This window comes from Salipiger thiooxidans, assembly GCF_900102075.1.
Lineage (GTDB): Bacteria > Pseudomonadota > Alphaproteobacteria > Rhodobacterales > Rhodobacteraceae > Salipiger > Salipiger thiooxidans.
Window position 1 is genome coordinate 104331 of sequence record NZ_FNAV01000009.1, and the last position, 16748, is coordinate 121078.

At 69.1% G+C, this 16748-nt stretch carries 15 protein-coding genes; 8 read left to right on the plus strand and 7 right to left on the minus strand.

Annotation, left to right across the window (positions count from 1 at the left end; all coding sequences use genetic code 11):
• The first annotated feature begins 7 nt into the window (after positions 1-7).
• Genes lptF through rsmA form a run of 6 tightly spaced genes read left to right on the plus strand, consistent with a single transcriptional unit; the run spans position 8 to position 7470 of the window.
• Positions 8-1126: an LPS export ABC transporter permease LptF gene (gene lptF, locus BLQ77_RS14750; RefSeq protein WP_089960538.1), complete on the plus strand. Its 1119-nt coding sequence runs from the start codon at positions 8-10 to the stop codon at positions 1124-1126.
• The gene (gene lptG / locus BLQ77_RS14755) at positions 1123-2217 is read left to right on the plus strand and encodes an LPS export ABC transporter permease LptG (RefSeq protein WP_089960540.1); all 1095 of its coding nucleotides are present in this window, start codon (positions 1123-1125) and stop codon (positions 2215-2217) included. The genes lptF and lptG overlap by 4 nt, the downstream gene beginning before the upstream one ends.
• Positions 2218-4398 (plus strand): LPS-assembly protein LptD, encoded by a 2181-nt coding sequence (locus tag BLQ77_RS14760; RefSeq protein WP_089960546.1) that lies wholly within the window; start codon positions 2218-2220, stop codon positions 4396-4398. It begins immediately after the preceding gene.
• On the plus strand, positions 4389-5621 hold the full coding sequence (locus BLQ77_RS14765) for a peptidylprolyl isomerase (protein WP_089960550.1): 1233 nt from the start codon (positions 4389-4391) through the stop codon (positions 5619-5621). Before BLQ77_RS14760 ends, BLQ77_RS14765 begins: the two co-directional genes overlap by 10 nt.
• Entirely contained in the window at positions 5618-6637 is a 1020-nt protein-coding gene (gene pdxA / locus BLQ77_RS14770; RefSeq protein ID WP_089960552.1) for a 4-hydroxythreonine-4-phosphate dehydrogenase PdxA, read from the plus strand. The genes BLQ77_RS14765 and pdxA overlap by 4 nt, the downstream gene beginning before the upstream one ends.
• Complete coding sequence (gene rsmA, locus BLQ77_RS14775; RefSeq protein ID WP_089960554.1) at positions 6634-7470, plus strand: 16S rRNA (adenine(1518)-N(6)/adenine(1519)-N(6))-dimethyltransferase RsmA; 837 nt, start codon at positions 6634-6636, stop codon at positions 7468-7470. The genes pdxA and rsmA overlap by 4 nt, the downstream gene beginning before the upstream one ends.
• Positions 7471-7758: 288 nt before the next feature.
• On the opposite strand, the gene BLQ77_RS14780 is transcribed toward rsmA, so the two are convergent.
• From BLQ77_RS14780 to BLQ77_RS14810, 7 genes are all read right to left on the minus strand, one after another.
• Positions 7759-8484 (minus strand): DUF4167 domain-containing protein, encoded by a 726-nt coding sequence (locus tag BLQ77_RS14780; RefSeq protein WP_089960556.1) that lies wholly within the window; start codon positions 8482-8484, stop codon positions 7759-7761.
• A 226-nt stretch (positions 8485-8710) separates the two neighbouring features.
• On the minus strand, positions 8711-9559 hold the full coding sequence (prmC, locus tag BLQ77_RS14785) for a peptide chain release factor N(5)-glutamine methyltransferase (protein WP_089960559.1): 849 nt from the start codon (positions 9557-9559) through the stop codon (positions 8711-8713).
• Positions 9556-10605, minus strand: a complete 1050-nt coding sequence (prfA, locus tag BLQ77_RS14790; protein ID WP_089960563.1) for a peptide chain release factor 1 — start codon at positions 10603-10605, stop codon at positions 9556-9558. The genes prmC and prfA overlap by 4 nt, the downstream gene beginning before the upstream one ends.
• Positions 10606-10723: 118 nt before the next feature.
• The gene (locus BLQ77_RS14795) at positions 10724-11140 is read right to left on the minus strand and encodes a DUF1499 domain-containing protein (protein ID WP_089960566.1); all 417 of its coding nucleotides are present in this window, start codon (positions 11138-11140) and stop codon (positions 10724-10726) included.
• A gap of 198 nt (positions 11141-11338) precedes the next feature.
• On the minus strand, positions 11339-12301 hold the full coding sequence (gene speB / locus BLQ77_RS14800) for an agmatinase (RefSeq protein ID WP_008883910.1): 963 nt from the start codon (positions 12299-12301) through the stop codon (positions 11339-11341).
• 60 nt (positions 12302-12361) lie between these two features.
• Complete coding sequence (locus BLQ77_RS14805) at positions 12362-13531, minus strand: M20 aminoacylase family protein (RefSeq protein WP_089960569.1); 1170 nt, start codon at positions 13529-13531, stop codon at positions 12362-12364.
• A gap of 56 nt (positions 13532-13587) precedes the next feature.
• Entirely contained in the window at positions 13588-14748 is a 1161-nt protein-coding gene (locus BLQ77_RS14810; protein ID WP_089960572.1) for a M20 aminoacylase family protein, read from the minus strand.
• 63 nt (positions 14749-14811) lie between these two features.
• Between BLQ77_RS14810 and mazG the strand changes: the two genes are divergently transcribed.
• A complete protein-coding gene (gene mazG, locus BLQ77_RS14815) occupies positions 14812-15630 on the plus strand; it encodes a nucleoside triphosphate pyrophosphohydrolase (RefSeq protein ID WP_089960575.1) in 819 nt (272 codons plus the stop codon).
• An 80-nt stretch (positions 15631-15710) separates the two neighbouring features.
• Positions 15711-16712, plus strand: coding sequence for a Fe(3+) ABC transporter substrate-binding protein (locus BLQ77_RS14820; RefSeq protein WP_089960578.1), 1002 nt, complete (start codon positions 15711-15713; stop codon positions 16710-16712).
• Positions 16713-16748: the final 36 nt, after the last annotated feature.

The window sequence follows — 16748 nt, forward strand, 5'->3', positions numbered from 1 at the left end:
CAGATACATGCTGTCGCAACTCATGGTGGTCTTTGGCTTTTTCGCTCTCGTCCTTGTGATGGTCTACTGGCTCAACCGGTCGGTCGGACTGTTCGACGAGCTCATCGCGAATGGCCATACCGCGGGGATCTTCCTCGAGTTCACGCTGCTGGCGCTGCCCGGGGTGGTGGCCATCGTGCTGCCCATGGCGGCGTTCGGCGCCGCGGTCTACGTCACCAACCGCATGTCCAACGAGTCCGAGCTGACGGTGCTCCAGGCAACCGGCCTGTCGCCGTGGCGCCTGGCGCGGCCGGTGCTGGTCTTCGGCGCGATCATCGGCGCGATGATGGCGATTCTGAGCCACGTGCTGGTGCCCGCCTCCATCGGCCAGCTGCGCGAACGCGAGTCCGAAATCTCGGGCTCGGTCTCGGCCCGGCTGCTGCACGAGGGCACCTTCCTGCACCCCACCAGGGGCGTGACCTTCTACATCCGCGACATCACCCCCGAGGGCGAGCTGCGCGACGTGTTCCTGTCGGACCGGCGCGACCCGGACCGGGCGATTGCCTACACCGCGCAAAGCGCCTACGTGCTGCGCGACGACGACGGCCCCAAGCTGACCATGCGCTCGGGGCTGGCACAGACCCTGAGGGCCGAGGACCAGACGCTCTCGACCACCGATTTCGAGAACCTGACCTATGACATCTCGGGGCTCGTCACCCAGAACGGCCCGCCGCGCCGGCGCGCCCGGCAGATCTCGACCTGGGAGCTCTTGACCGACACCGAGGCGGTCTCGGAAGAGGTCAAGGACAGCGTGGGCGAAGTGCTCGAGGAAGCGCACATGCGCTTCGAGCAGCCGCTGCTCTGCGTGGTGGCGGCACTGATCGGCTACGCGGCGCTGATGACCGGCGGGTTCTCGCGCTTCGGGGTGACAAAGCAGATCGTCGGCGCGATCTTCCTGCTGGTCTTCATCAAGATCGTCGAGAGCATGGTCACGACGCCGGTGCACGCCAACGCTGCGCTCTGGCCGCTGATCTACCTGCCAAGCATCATCGGCCTGATCATCGCGGGCGTCCTGCTGCAGCGCTCGTCGCGGTCGTTCCGCCCGGGCCGCGCCGCACCTCCCGCCCCCGAGGGGGCCGCCGCATGATCCTGCACCGCTACTTCGCCCGGCGCTTCTTCTGGATGTTCATGTCGATCCTCTCGGTCTTCGCGATCTTCGTCGGGCTGGTCGATCTCGTCGAGCAGATCCGCAAGTTTGGTGGCGACATCAGTTTTGCCCAGAAGGTGCAGATCACTGCGCTCCGCCTGCCCGAGGGCATGTACGAGATCCTGCCGCTGGTGATGATCCTCGCCACCGCGGCGCTGTTCCTGATGCTGGCGCGCAGCTCCGAGCTGGTGGTGGTGCGCGCCGCCGGCCGCTCGGGCCTGACCGCGCTCATGGGGCCGATGATGGTGGCACTGGCGATCAGCGGAGTCACCGTGGCGATGCTGAACCCGCTGGTGGCCGCCACCTCGAAGCGTGCGAGCGACCTCGCCGAGAGCTACGAGAACGACGGCGCCTCGGTGATCTCCATCGGCAAGGAAGGCCTGTGGCTGCGCCAGGGCAGCTCGGACGGACAGGCGGTGATCCGCGCCGCCCGCGCCAACCCCGATGCCACCGTGCTCTACGACGTGAGCTTCCTGCAATACGCCGAGGACGGCGGCCCCATCCGCCGCGTCGAGGCCGCCGAGGCCGCGCTCGAGGACGGCGCCTGGGCGCTGCGCGACGCCAAGGTCTGGCCGCTCGGCACCCGCGCCAACCCCGAGGCCGCGGCCGAGCGCCACGCCCGGCTGCGCATCGCCTCGGATCTCACGCAGAACGACATCCGCGACCGCTTCGGCAAGCCCTCGGCGGTGGCGATCTGGGATTTGCCGGACTTCATCAACGGGCTCGAACAGGCAGGCTTCTCGGCCCGCCGTCACGAGGTCTGGTTCCAGATGGAGCTGGCCCGTCCGATCTTCCTTGTCGCCATGGTGCTGGTGGCGGCGGGGTTCACCATGCGGCCGGCGCGGCTGGGACGGACGGGGCTTTACGTGCTTGCCGCCGTGCTGCTGGGCTTCGGACTGTACTACGTGCGCAACTTCGCGCAGATCATGGGCGAGAACGGCCAGCTGCCGCCACTTTTCGCCGCCTGGGTCCCGCCCGTCGCCTCGCTGATGCTGGCGCTGGGTCTGGTCCTGCAGATGGAGGACGGCTGAATGCGCGTCGCCCGCCAGTTCTGCGTCGCGGCCCTTCTGGCCGTTGCTGTGCCCGGCACGCTTGCCGCACAGACCACGACGCTTGCCGCCAACGCCCAGAACGACGACACGGAGCCCGCCCTGCTGGTCGCCGACAGCGTCTTCGTCGAGGACAGCTCGCGGCTCATTGCCAGCGGCAATGTCGAGGCCCTGCACGACGGGCTGCGGCTGACCGCGACCCGCATCCTCTTCGACCAGGACAAGGGCACGCTCACCATCGAGGGCCCGATCCGGATCACCGACGAGACCGGCAACCTGCTGCTCGCCGATGCCGCAGAGATGAACGAGGGGCTGCGCGACGGCATGCTCAAGGGCGCCCGCATGGTGATGGACGACCAGCTGCAGCTGGCCTCGGTCGAGGCGCAGCGCGTCGGCGGCCGCTACACCCAGCTCAGCCGCGTTGCCGTGACCTCGTGCCAGGTCTGCGGCCGCAACGAGGTGCCGCTCTGGCAGATCCGCGCCGACCGGGTGATCCACGACGAGGAAGAGCGCCAGCTCTGGTTCGAGGGCGCCCAGCTGCGGGTGCTCGACGTGCCGGTGTTCTGGTGGCCGCAGCTGCGCCTGCCCGACCCCTCGCTGAAGCGCGCCCGCGGCTTCCTGACGCCGACGCTCCGCAGCACCTCGCTGCTCGGGACCGGCATCCGGGTGCCCTACTTCATCCCGCTGGGCGACCATCAGGACATCACGCTCACGCCCTATGTCTCGCCCGAGACCCGCACGCTCGAGGCGCGCTACCGCCGGGCCTTCAGCAACGGCACCATCGAGCTCAACGGTGCCGTGACGCGCGACACGCTGGTGCCCGATGCCACCCGCGGCTACCTCTTCGCCGAGGGCGAGTTCGGGCTGACCGGCGATTTCACGCTGGAGTTCGACATCCAGTCGGTGTCCGACGATTCCTACTTCAACGAATACGACTACGGCCCCAGCGAACGTCTCGAGAGTTCGGTCACCCTGACCCGCGCGCGGCGTGACGATTTCCTGCAGGGCGACATCACCCACTTCGAGACCCTGCGCGCCTCGGAAGAGAACGACACGCAGCCCTCGATCGTCGTCAACGCCGAGTACGAGAAGCGCTTCTTCCCGGACCGCATCGGCGGCGAGCTGCGGCTCGGCACCGCGCTTCACAGCCACTACCGCTATTCCGACATCGACTTTGACAAGGACGGCGACGGCGTGGTCGACGGCCGTGATGTCTCGCGCCTGACCGCCGAGGCCAGCTGGCGCCGGACCTGGACCCTGCCTGGCGGCATCCGTGCCGGGGTCGAGGGCTACCTCTGGGCCGACCGCTACGCCGTGGCCGAGGATTCGACATCGGATTCCAACGCCGCGCAGCTCACCCCCGCCGCCGCGGTCGAGCTGCGCTGGCCGTTGATCCGCCGCGACGCCATCGGCGGGCACACCCTGCTCGAGCCGGTGGCGCAGCTTGGCTGGGTCGGTGGCGACCGTCCCAACATCGCCAGGGACGAGAGCACCCGCGTCGAGTTCGACGAGGCCAACCTGCTGTCGCTGTCGCGCTACCCGGCCTCGGACCGGCGCGAGCGCGGACGGCTGGCCGCCGCGGGCGTGCGCTGGCTGCACGAGGCGCCGGGCGGCTGGACCGCCGGCATGACCGTCGGCCGGGTCTGGCGGGCCGAGCCCGACGACGATCTCAGCCGCTCGTCGGGGCTTGATGGCGACAGCTCGGACTGGCTCATCGCGGGCGGCTTCGCGAACCCGCTGGGGCTCAGCATCACCGCCCGCGGGCTGCTCGACGAGGACGCGCAGTTCGACAAGGCCGAGGCCCGCGCCTCGTGGGCCAACGACCGGGTCGACCTTGGCGCGACCTACGTCATGCTGGTAGAGGATCCGCTCGAGGACCGCGACGAGAGTCAGGCCGAATGGGGCTTCGACGGCAGCTACAGGTTCAGCACCAACTGGACGACCTCGGCCGAATGGCGCTACGACCTCGCGGACCGGCGGCTTGACCGCACCGGCCTGGGACTGCAATACCGCAATGAATGCGTGCAGGTGGATTTCTCGGTGATACGCAAGTTCGCCTCCGCGACAAACCTCGAACCGTCCACGGATTTCGGCCTCACGGTCGCCCTGACAGGCTTCGGCACCGCCGGCAGCGACAAGGAGTATCGACGCACATGCAACTGACACCCGCACGGATCCTCCGCGCCCTTACTCTGGCAGCGGGTCTGGCGCTGACCGTGTCGCCCGTGGCGGCGCCGGCACAGAACCTCTTCGCCCCGGCGATCATCGTCGATGAAATGGTGATCACCGGTTACGAGCTCGACCAGCGCGCGCGCATGCTGACGCTGCTGAACGCCCCCGGCAACACCAACGATCTCGCCCGCGAGCAGCTCGTGGACGACCGGCTGCGGCTGCAGGCGGCACAGAACGCCGGCATCGAGCCCACCGAGGAAGAGATCCTCGACGGCATGTCCGAATTCGCCGGCCGCGCCCAGCTGAGCCGCGAGGAATTCGTCACAGCGCTCGGCCGTGCGGGCGTCGCCGAGCAGACCTTCCGCGACTTCGTGCGCGCGGGTGCCGCGTGGCGCTCGCTGGTGCAGAGCCGCTTCGTGCAGCAGTCGCAGGTAAGCCCGGCCGAAGTCGACCGCGCGCTGGCCGGCAATGGCGGCAGCTCGACCGTGCGGGTGCTGCTCTCCGAGATCATCATGCCGCTCTCGCCGCAGAACGTCGAAGAGGTACGCGCCCGGGCCGAGCGCATCGCGCAGATGACCTCCGAGTCCGAGTTCTCGGCGCAGGCGCGGCAGTATTCGGCCACCGCGACCCGTGACGCTGGCGGCCGCCTGCCGTGGCGCGAGCTGAACGAGCTGCCGCCGCAGCTGCGTCCGATGATCCTCGGCCTCTCGCCGGGCCAGGTCACCCAGCCGATCCCGATCCAGGGCGCCGTGGCGCTGTTCCAGCTGCGCGACATCGAGGAAACCGGCTACACCGCCCCCGAGATCGCCGCTGTCGAGTATGCCGCGTACTACATGGCCGGCGGGCGCTCGCCCGAGACGCTGGCCAAGGCGCGGGTGCTGGCGCAGAAGGTAGACCGTTGCGATGATCTCTACGGCATCGCCAAGGGCCAGCCCGAGCAGGTGCTCGAGCGCACCACCCTGCCGCCCTCGCAGCTGCCGACCGATATCGCCTACGAGCTCTCCAAACTCGACGAGGGCGAGGTCTCGACCGCGCTGACCCGCTCGAACGGCCAGACCCTGATGTTCCTCATGCTCTGCGGCCGCACCGCCGCGGTGTCCGAGGACGCCGACCGCCAACAGGTCGAGATGGGCCTGCGCAACCAGCGCATCTCGGCCATGGCCGACGGCTATCTCGCCCAGCTGCGCGCCAACGCCCGCATCGTCGAGAAATGACGACGTCGCGCCTTGCGCCCGTCGCGATGAGCTGCGGCGAGCCCTCCGGCATCGGGCCGGAGCTCGCCGAGGCCGCGTGGCAGGCGCTCGGGACCGAGCTGCCCTTCGTCTGGATCGGCGAGCCCGCGCATCTGCCGGGCACGGTGCCGCACGTGGTGGTGGAGGATCCCTCCGAGGCGGCCTCCGTCGCCGCGCGGGGCCTGCCGGTGCTGCCTCTGGCGATGCCCGGTCCCCGGGTGCCCGGCGTGCCGCAGCCCGCACAGGCGGCGGGCGTGGTCGAGAGCATCGCGCGCGGCGTGGCGCTGGTACAGGAGGGCGCCTGCTCGGCGCTCTGCACCCTGCCGATCTCGAAGCAGGCGCTGGCCGAGGGCGCGGGCTTTGCCTACCCCGGCCACACCGAGTATCTCGCGGCCCTCGCGGGCGCCGACGAGGTGGTGATGATGCTGGCTTCGGCCGCGCTGCGCGTGGTGCCCGCCACCATCCACATCGCGCTCTCCGAGGTGCCGGCGGCGCTGACCGCGGAGCTCTTGGAAAAGCGGCTGCGCATCACCCGCGACGCGCTGGTCACCCAATTCGCCATTGCCGTGCCGCGCATTGCCGTGGCGGGGCTCAACCCCCATGCCGGCGAAGGCGGGCGCATGGGCCGCGAGGAGATCGAGCTGATCGTGCCGGTGCTGGACAAGCTCCGCGCCGAGGGCATGAGCCTGATCGGGCCGCTGCCCGCGGACACCATGTTCCACGCCGAGGCCCGCGCCGGCTATGATGCGGCGGTCTGCATGTACCACGACCAGGCGCTGATCCCGATCAAGACGCTGGCCTTCGACCGCGGCGTGAACGTGACGCTCGGGCTGCCCTTCGTGCGCACCTCGCCCGATCACGGCACCGCCTTCGGAATCGCGGGACAGGGCATCGCCAACCCGCGCTCGACCATCGAGGCGCTGCGCCTCGCGTGGCGCATGGCCGGGTCCGCTGCCCCCGCATCGCCAGAGACACTTGACGCCGGAACACACGCATGAGCGCCATCGACGGGCTGCCCCCGCTGCGCGAGGTGATCGCGACACACGATCTGTCGGCGAAGAAGTCGCTGGGCCAGAACTTCCTGCTCGACCTGAACCTCACCGCCAAGATCGCGCGTCAGGCGGGCGATCTGGCAGGGATGGACGTGCTCGAGATCGGCCCGGGCCCGGGCGGGCTCACCCGCGGGCTGCTGGCCGAGGGCGCACGCCGGGTGCTCGCCATCGAGAAGGACGCACGCTGCCTGCCGGCGCTGGCCGAGATCGCCGCCGCCTATCCCGGGCGGCTCGAGGTGATCGAGGGCGACGCGTTGCAGGTCGATCCGCTGCAGCACCTGACACCGCCGATCGCGATCTGCGCCAACCTGCCCTACAACGTCGGCACCGAACTTCTGGTGCGCTGGCTGACGCCGGAAAGCTGGCCGCCCTTCTGGCAGACGCTCACGCTGATGTTTCAGCGCGAAGTGGCCGAGCGCATCGTGGCGCAGCCCGGGTCCAAGGCCTACGGGCGGCTCGCGGTGCTCTCGCAGTGGCGGGCGGATGCGCGGATCGTGCTGTCGCTTCCGCCGGGCGCCTTCACCCCGCCGCCCAAGGTGTCGTCCGCGGTGGTGCATCTTCGTGCCCTGCCCGAGCCGCGCTTTCCCGCCGAGCAGAAGGTGCTCGAGCGCGTGGTGGCGGCTGCCTTCAACCAGCGGCGCAAGATGCTGCGGGCAGCGCTCAAGGGGCTGGCCCCCGACATCGAGGACCGGCTGCAGGCGTCAGACATCGCGCCCACCGACCGGGCCGAACAGGTCTCGCTCGAGCAGTTCTGTGCGCTGGCCCGCACGCTGGCCTGAACGCACGGATCTTAACACGCGAGCTTGGTCGCGCCGGTCTGATCGAACCGGGCCAATCGGACCGGCCTTGTCGCGCTGAGCCGATCGCCCCGCCCTGATCGCCCCGCCCTGATCACAGGGATTTTCTCACGCCGGCCTGGCCGCCCAGAGCTGAGTGCATCAGTTCCTCTGAGACCTTATCGAAACGAGAAACGCCGCGTCCGGGGCTCCGGGCGCGGCGTTCTCATGTTCTTCTGGCCGTCTCTCAGGCCGTTTCGCCGGCGCTGTACCGCGACGACGCGGGCGGGATTACTCCGCCGCGTCGGGGGTCGGCGTCTCGCCCTTGTCGGACTTCGCGGCGCGCGGAGCGCGTGCGGGCTTCTCGCCGTCCTTGGGCTCGGGCTTCTTGCGGGGCCGGCGCGGTTTCTTGGGCTTCTCCTCGCCGGAGGGCGCCGTGTTCTCGCGGTTCTCAGGCGTTTCCACGAGGCCGCTGTCGTCGCCGCTACCCATGTCGAAGAGGTCCGCGGGCTCGCCGCCCAGCGGATCCGCGCGCTTCTCGGAGCGGGGCTCCGACCGTGGCTCGGCCCGGGGTTCCGAGCGGGGCTCGGCCTGCGGTTCCGGCTGCGCCTTGGGCTCTTCGGACGGCTGCTGCTGCTCGGGCTGGGCCGAGGCAGACGTGTCGTCGTCACGGTCCGGGCGCTGGCTGTCGCGGTCCGAGCGTTCCTTGTCGCGCTGCGACTGACGCTCGCGGTTCTCGCGCTCCTGCTGCTCGCGCCGCTGGTCGACCTCGCGCTGCGCCTCGGAGAGCATACGCATGTAATGCTCGGCGTGCTGCTGGAAGTTCTCGGCCGCAACGCGGTCGTTAGCGAGCCCGGCGTCACGCGCCAGCTGGTTGTATTTGTCGATGATCTGCTGCGGCGTACCGCGCACCTTGCCCTCGGGGCCACTGCTGTCGAACACACGGTTGACGACATTGCCCAGCGAGTTGCGGTTGCGGTTGTTCTTCGACCGCGAACGGGATTTCGAGGATCGCATTGTGTTCTGCTATCAGCCTTATATGTCTGACTGTCCCTGTGACCCTGCGGCGCCCTGGGCGCCTTTCGAATGAGAGGTCACACCGATGTTGGGTTGACGTCGGGCGGGACCGCCAAGAGGCATCCACCGCTCCGACCCCTCCTGATAATCACGTCCGGCAGCCGGAAACAAGGAAAAACGCACGTAAACATATCAGAAACCGGCGGATATCCCCGGCGCCCCGGCCTCAAACCGCTTGCAGCCGTCCCGCGACCACACGATCGCGGCCGTCGAGGTCCTGCAGCACCGTCACATCCGCAAGGCCCGCCCCGGTCATCAGCGCTGCAACCGCAGGGCCCTGCGTGGGCCCGATCTCGACCATCAGGCGACCGCCGGGGGCAAGATGGGCGGGCGCGTCGCGGGTGATGGCGCGGTAGGCGGCGAGCCCGTCGCCACCGTCAGTCAGGGCCATGTGCGGCTCGTGGTCGCGGACCTCGGGCGAAAGCCCCGCCATCTCGTCGAGCGCGATGTAGGGCGGGTTCGAGACGATCAGGTCGAAAGGCTCGCTGCCCTCGGGGAGCGCCTCGAACCAGCTGCCCTGCCCCAGCGTGGCGCGCGCATCAAGCCCGAGCGCGTCGCGGTTGCGCGTGGCGACCGCAAGCGCGGCCTCGGAGAGATCGGTGCCGATGCCCGTGGCAGTGGCGCGTTCGGCCAGCAGCGTCAGCAGGATGCAGCCGGTGCCGGTGCCGAGGTCGAGCACGCGCGCAAAAGGCGCGGACAGCGCCTCGGCCACCAGCGTCTCGGTTTCGGGGCGCGGGTCGAGCACATCGGAGGTGACGTGGAAGGCGCGGCCGTAGAACTCGCGGCGGCCGGTCAGGTGCGACACGGGCTCACGGGCGGCGCGGCGGGAGATGAGGGTCTCATAGCGGCTGGCGGGCCCGGCCTCGATCGGGTCGGGCAGCACCAGCGTCAGCCGCCCGGGCGCGACCCCGAGCACATGGGCGAGCAGGCGCCGGGCGTCGCGGGCGGCGTCGGGGATGCCGGCGTCCGACAGCGTGCGCGCGGCCCCGGCCAGCAGCACCGAGCCCGTGGTCACGCGCCCATCTCGGCGAGTTGCGCCGCCTGTGCGTTGGCGGTCAGCGCGTCTACGATCTCGTCGAGATCGCCCGAGAGGATGGCCTCGAGCCGGTAAAGCGTCAGCCCGATGCGGTGATCCGTCATCCGGCCCTGCGGGAAGTTGTAGGTGCGGATGCGCTCGGAGCGGTCGCCCGAGCCCACCTGCGCGCGGCGGTCCGAGGCGCGCGCGTCGTCGGCCTTCTGGCGCTCCATGTCATAGAGCCGGGCGCGCAGCACATTCATCGCGATCTCGCGGTTGCGGTGCTGGGATTTCTCCGAGCTGGTCACCACGAGGCCGGTGGGCAGGTGGGTGATCCGCACCGCCGAGTCGGTGGTGTTGACGTGCTGGCCGCCGGCGCCCGAGCTGCGCATGGTGTCGATGCGGAGGTCACCGGGGGCGATGTCGATGTCGACCGCCTCGGCCTCGGGCAGCACCGCGACGGTGGCGGCGGAGGTGTGGATGCGGCCGCCGGATTCGGTCTCGGGTACGCGCTGGACCCGGTGCACGCCGGATTCGAACTTGAGCCGCGCGAAGACGTTCTCGCCCTCGATGCGCACCACCAGCTCCTTGAGGCCGCCAAGCTCGGTGTCCTGCTCCTCGATCACCTCCCAGCGCCAGCCGCGGGCCTCGGAGTAGCGCTGGTACATGCGCGCGAGATCGCCGGCAAACAGCGCCGCCTCCTCGCCGCCGGTGCCGGGGCGGATCTCGAGGATCGCGGGACGGGCGTCGGCGGCATCGCGCGGCAGAAGCGCCAGCTGCAGCGCCTTCTCGGCCTCGGGCAGCCGGGCGCGGAGGGCGGGAAGCTCCTCCTCGGCCAGCGCCTTCATCTCGGGATCCGCCAGCATTTCCTCGGCCTCGGAGAGATCCGCCTGCAGGCGGTTCCACTCGGCAATCTGGTCCACCACCGGCTTGAGCTCGGCGTATTCACGGCCAAGCGCGGCAATGTCGCCCCCTCCCTCGGCCATACGGGCCTCGAGATATTCGAAACGTTCGCGGATCTGCTGAAGTCGGTCTGCCGGGATCATGGCGCAACTCTCTTTCCCGAAACCGCGCGGCGGTCAAGGGCGACTGCGTCCCACGCCACCGGTTTGGCGGCCCCGCCAGCGCGCACGCCAGTGCAACGGCCGGGCCGCGGCAGCGCCCTCACTCGGAGTCGGTGGCCTGAAGCCGCTGCAACCAGCTCTCGACACGAGCCTTGTTCACGCCCGAATCCGTGGTGCCGAAGCGCAGCCGCGCGAAGAGCTCGAGGTTGGTCTCGTCGAGCTGCACGGTGGTGTAGTCGGGAAAGCCCATCCACTGCGACCGGGTGATGTAGGTCACGCGGCCCTCGCCCGGACTGCCCGCCAGCACTTCGGTGCGCGGGGTCTCGAGGATGATACGGTGCAGCGACTCGAAGCGGGATTCGTCGCCCGGAATGCGCCTTCGCACGCCCGCGGCAAGATCCTGGTCCGCGGTCACCTTGGGATCCACGTGCCAGACCGCCGGGTCCGAAGGCGCCAGCCGGATCCACGCAATCCCACCGATCGCGACGAGCACAACGAGCCAGAAAATCAGTCGCAAGGGCTGCGGTCCTTTCAGGGGTCGGTCGGGCCGGAGGGCAGAAACGCCCGTCCGGGCCGGGTCGAATGGTCAGCGCCGGACCGCAGCGGCCCGGCCTGTCCCTCTTCACACGATTCCGAGCGGCGGGAAAAGGCCGGGGCGGTCACATTTGCAGGAAACCGCCCATCGCCTCCTTGACCCGCCCGTCCCGGTCGCGCCTCAGTCGCGGCGCGTCCAGCCCCAGAGGCAGAGCAGCTCGGTCGCCACGTGGGCCGCTGCGATGGCGGTGGCGCCGGTGGTGTCGAAGGGCGGCGAGACCTCGACCACGTCCCCGCCCTTGAGGTTGATGCCGGCAAGCTCGCGCAGGCAGACCGCCGCCTGGTGGCTGGTCAGCCCGCCCCAGACCGGCGTGCCGGTGCCCGGCGCAAAGGCCGGATCCAGCGCATCGATGTCGAAGGTGAGGTAAACCGGGTGGCGCTCGACGATGTCGCGCACACGCTTGGCGATGGTCTCGGGCCCCTCGCGGTGCACTTCGCGTGCGTCGAGCACGTGGAAGCCCATGGTATCGGGGTTGTCGGTGCGGATGCCGATCTGCACAGAGCGCGCGGGGTCGACGTAGCCGAGCTTCACCGCCTTGTACATGAAGGTGCCGTGGTCGATGCGGCTGAAGTCGTCGTCGGCCCAGGTGTCGGTGTGGGCGTCGAACTGGATCACCGAGAGCGGGCCGTATTTTTCGGCATGGGCCTTGAGGATCGGCAGGGTGATCGAGTGGTCGCCGCCCAGCGTGACCGTGGCAGCGCCTTGTTCGAGGATTCCCGAAATGTGCTTCTCCAGCGTCGCCGGGAAGGCCGGGACGTTGGCGTAGTCGAAGGCCAGGTCGCCGTAGTCGGCGATGGCGAATTCCGACAGCACGTCGTAGCCCCAGCCGTAGGGCGCATCGCATGGCTGCAGCAGCGAGGCCTCGCGGATGGCGCGCGGGCCGAAGCGGGTGCCGGTGCGGTTGGTCACCGCCTGGTCGAAAGGCACGCCGGTGACGGCGATGTCCACGCCGCGCAGGTCCTTGGTGTACTTCCGCCGCAGGAACGACGCGGCGCCGCCGAAGACGTTCTCGAAGCTCGACCCCTTGAGGTCGTCGCGGGTGAAGGCGTGGTCGATCTGGGTCTTGGCATCCTCGAGTGCCATGGGTCCTCCTTTGTCCGGCTGCGCGGCCGCATGTCTCCTGCGGGCGCGATAGCCCCCGGCTCAGGCGTTGTCGATAGGAAGCGCGCGCTCCACCAGCCGCGCGAGGAAGCTCGCGCCGGTAGGGGCGATGGCGTCGTTGAAGTCGTATTTCGGGTGGTGGCAATTGGGCGTGTCGCCCTGCCCGAGGAACAGGTAGGCGCCGGGCCGCGCCTCGAGCATGTACGAGAAATCCTCGGCCGGCATGACCGGGGCGGTGTCGGCATCGACCTTGTCGGCCCCCACCACCTCGCGCGCCACCTCGGCGGCGAAACGAGCCTGTTCCGCGTGGTTGACCAGCGGCGGGTAGCCGCGTTTGTAGAGCACGGTGGCGGTGCAGCCGAAGACCGCGGCCTGGGTCTCGGCAATCTCGCGCATGCGGCGCTCGGCAAGGTCGCGGATCTCGGGGCGGAAGCTGCGCACCGTCCCGCAAAGCCACGCGGTGCCGGGAATGATGTTGTGCGCGGTGCCTGCGTGGACCTCGGTCACCGAAACCACCAGCCGGTCAAGCGCCGAGACATTGCGGCTGACGATGGTCTGCAGCGCGCCCACCATGGCCGCGGCGGCCGGGATCGGGTCCACGCTCGCGGCGGGCTCGGCGCCATGGCCCCCGACACCGGTGATCTCGATGCGGAACTCGTCCGCCGAGGCCATGAGCGCGCCGGGCGCGGTGAGGATATGGCCCTCGGGATCGCCGGGAGAGTTGTGGATGCCGTAGACCTCCTCGATGCCGAAGCGGTCCATCATGCCCTCATCGACCATGACCTTGCCACCGCCGCCGCCCTCTTCGGCGGGCTGGAAGATCAGCGCCACGCGGCCGGCGAAGTTTCGGGTCCCGGCGAGGTATTTCGCGGCACCCAGAAGCATGGTGGTATGCCCGTCGTGGCCGCAGGTATGCGCGACGCCGGGAACCGTCGAGGCGTGCTCGGCGCCAGAAAGATCGTCCATCGGCAGCGCGTCCATGTCGGCACGCAACCCGATGGTGCGCCCCGGGCCACGACCTTCGATGATCGCGACGACGCCGGTGGTGGCGATGCCTTCGTGAATCTCCGAAACGCCGAAACCCTTCAGCTTATCAACGACGAAGGCCGCGGTCTTCACGCAGTCGAAGAGCAGCTCGGGGTTCCGGTGCAGGTGCCGGCGCCATTCCTTAAGCGTCTCGGCCTCGGCGGCGATCGAGTTGATGACGGGCATGGTTCTATCTCCCTTGCAGCGTGTGGTCCGACGCGCCCTGCAGCGCGCACGACGGCTCAGGCATCGAGCGGGTGGCGCGTTTCGACGAGGCGGGCAAAGAAGCTCGCCCCGATGGGTGCGGCCTCGTCGTTGAAGTCGAATTTCGGATGGTGACAGAACGGGCCCTCGCCCTGGCCGAGATAGAGGAACGAGCCAGGCCGCGCCTCGAGCATGTAGGAAAAGTCCTCGGCGCCCATCGAGGGCACGCTGTCGTCCACCACCTCGGGCACCACGTCGCGCGCCACCGAGACGGCGAAATCGGTCTGGGCCACGTGGTTGACGGTGGGCGGGTAGTTGCGCTGGTAGTCGAGCTCGGCGGTCACCCCATAGCTCATCGCCTGCCCGGCGACGATCTCGCGGATGCGCTTCTCGGCCATGTCGCGGATGCAGGGATCGAAGCTGCGCACGGTCCCGGCAAGATAGGCGGTCTCGGGGATGACGTTGGTGGCCGAGCCGGACTGCACCACGGTCAGCGACACCACCAGCGACCCGAGCGGGTCGGTGTTGCGCGAGGGCACGGTCTGCAGCGCCTGCCCGATGGCCAGCACGCAGGGGATCGGGTCGATGCAGGTGTCGGGATGCGCCGCGTGACCGCCGCGCCCGGTGAGCCGCAGCTCGAAATCATCGACCGCCGCCATCAGCGGGCCGCGCGCCGTCGCGATGACGCCAAGCGGGCGCGAGGGATCGGTGTGCAGCGCATAGACCTCCTCGATCCCGAAGCGCTCCATGATGCCCTCTTCGACCATGATGCGACCGCCGCCGATGGTCTCTTCGGCGGGCTGGAAGATCAGCACCACCTTGCCCGAGAACTTGCGCGTCTCGGACAGGTACTTCGCCGCCCCCAGCAGCATCGTGGTGTGCCCGTCGTGGCCGCAGGCGTGCATCCGTCCGGGCACTTCGGAGGCGTAGTCGACCCCCGTTTCCTCGTCCATCGGCAGCGCATCCATGTCGGCGCGCAGGCCGGTGACCGGGCCCGCGCCCTGCCCCTCGATCACCGCCACGACGCCGCTTTCCGCAATGCCTTCGTGAATTTCCGAAATGCCGAATTCCCGGAGTCTTTCGACCACGAACGCCGCCGTCTTGTGACACTCGAGGCTGAGCTCCGGGTTACGATGCAGGAACCGTCGCCAGGTTTTCATCTCTTCGGCGTAATCGGCGATGCGGTTGACGATGGGCATGGGTGGACTCCGGGGGTTTCCTGTCGCAGGACTGCACCCAATACCCATTTTCGAGGGAAGTCCATGAGCGACGATCTGATCCACGACCCCCAGGGCGGCATGCCGAGGCTGCTCGAGATCATGCGCCGGCTGCGCGATCCCGAGACCGGCTGTCCCTGGGACGTGGCGCAGGATTTCTCGACCATTGCGCCCTATACTATCGAGGAGGCCTACGAGGTCGCCGACGCCATCGAGCGCGAATCCTGGGGCGAGCTGAAGGGCGAGCTGGGCGACCTGCTGTTCCAGTCGGTGTTCCACGCGCAGATGGCGGCAGAACGCGGGCTCTTCACCTTCGACGAGGTGGCGGACACCATGTCCGACAAGATGGTGGCGCGGCATCCGCATGTCTTCGGCGACGAGTCGAACGAGAAATCGCCCGAACAGCAGACCGCCGACTGGGAGGCGATCAAGGCGCGGGAGCGCGCGGCGCGGGCCGAAAAGGGCGTGCTCGACGGCGTGGCGCAGGGGCTGCCCGCGCTGATGCGGGCGGTGAAGCTGCAGAAGCGCGCTGCCCGGGTCGGCTTCGACTGGCCCTCGACCGACGAGGTGATCGACAAGATCGTGGAAGAGGCGCAGGAGCTGCGCGAGGCCACCGACCCCGACCACGTGGAAGAGGAATTCGGCGACCTGCTCTTCGTGATGGCGAACCTCGCGCGGCATCTCGACATCGACCCCGAGGCCGCCCTGCGCGCGGCTAACGCCAAGTTCACGCGCCGCTTCGGAGAGGTCGAGGCAGCGCTCGCCGCCCAAGGCCGCAGCCCCGAGGACAGCACGCTGGCCGAGATGGACGCGCTCTGGGACGCGGCGAAAGCGCGCGAGAAGGCAGATAAATCCCGACAATAAAACTCTGGTATTGACCCCGCCACGTCGCTGAGGTCTAACCTCCGGGCTGAAGCAGTCCGCAAACGGGAGTCCCACGAAAGATGCGCCTTGCGACCACCGCCCTCGCCCTGATCGCCACCGCCGTTCCGGCACTGGCCGAAGAGGTGAACCTCTATTCCTATCGCCAGCCCGAGCTTCTCGCTCCGCTGACCGAAGCCTTCACCGCCGAGACCGGGATCGACGTCAACGTCGCCTATCTCGAACAGGGGATGGTCGAACGCCTGCAGGCCGAGGGCGACCGCTCGCCCGCCGACCTCGTGTTCACCGTCGACATCTCGCGGCTGGCGGCCGTCGTGAACGCCGGCGTGACGCAGAGCGTCACCAGCGAGGTGCTCAACACTAACGTGCCCGAGCAATACCGCGACCCCGAGGGCCACTGGTTCGGACTGACCACCCGCGCCCGCATCGTCTATGCGAGCAAGGACCGCGTCGATACCTCCGAGGTGACCACCTACGAGGACCTCGCCGATCCGAAATGGAAGGGCCGCATCTGCACCCGCTCCGGCACCCACCCCTACAACGTGGCGCTGGTCTCGGCGATGCTGCACCACCATGGCGAGGAAGAGACAAAGGCCTGGCTCGAGGCGGTGAAGGCCAACCTCGGCCGCAAGCCGCAGGGCAACGACCGGGCGCAGGTCCGGGCGATCTGGGCCGGTGAATGCGACATCGCGCTCGGCAACACCTATTACATGGGCCAGATGCTCAACGATCCCGAGCAGAAGGAATGGGCAGACTCGGTCAACGTGCTGTTCCCGGTCTTCGAGGGTGGCGGCACCCACGTGAACATCTCGGGCGTGGCGATGACCAAGTCGGCGCCGAACCGTGAGAACGCGCTGAAGATGATGGAATTCCTGACCCAGCCCGAGGCGCAGGAAATCTACGCCCACGCCAACTTCGAATACCCCATCGCCCCCGGCACCGAGGCCGACGAGCTGGTGACCAGCTGGGGCAGCTTCGAGGCGGACGACGTGAACCTCATGACGCTGGCCGGCCTCCGCGCCGACGCCCTGCGCGTCATCGAGGAAGTGGATTTCGACGGCTGATCGCTTTCCCATGTTGTCTGGCCCAAGGCCGGAATG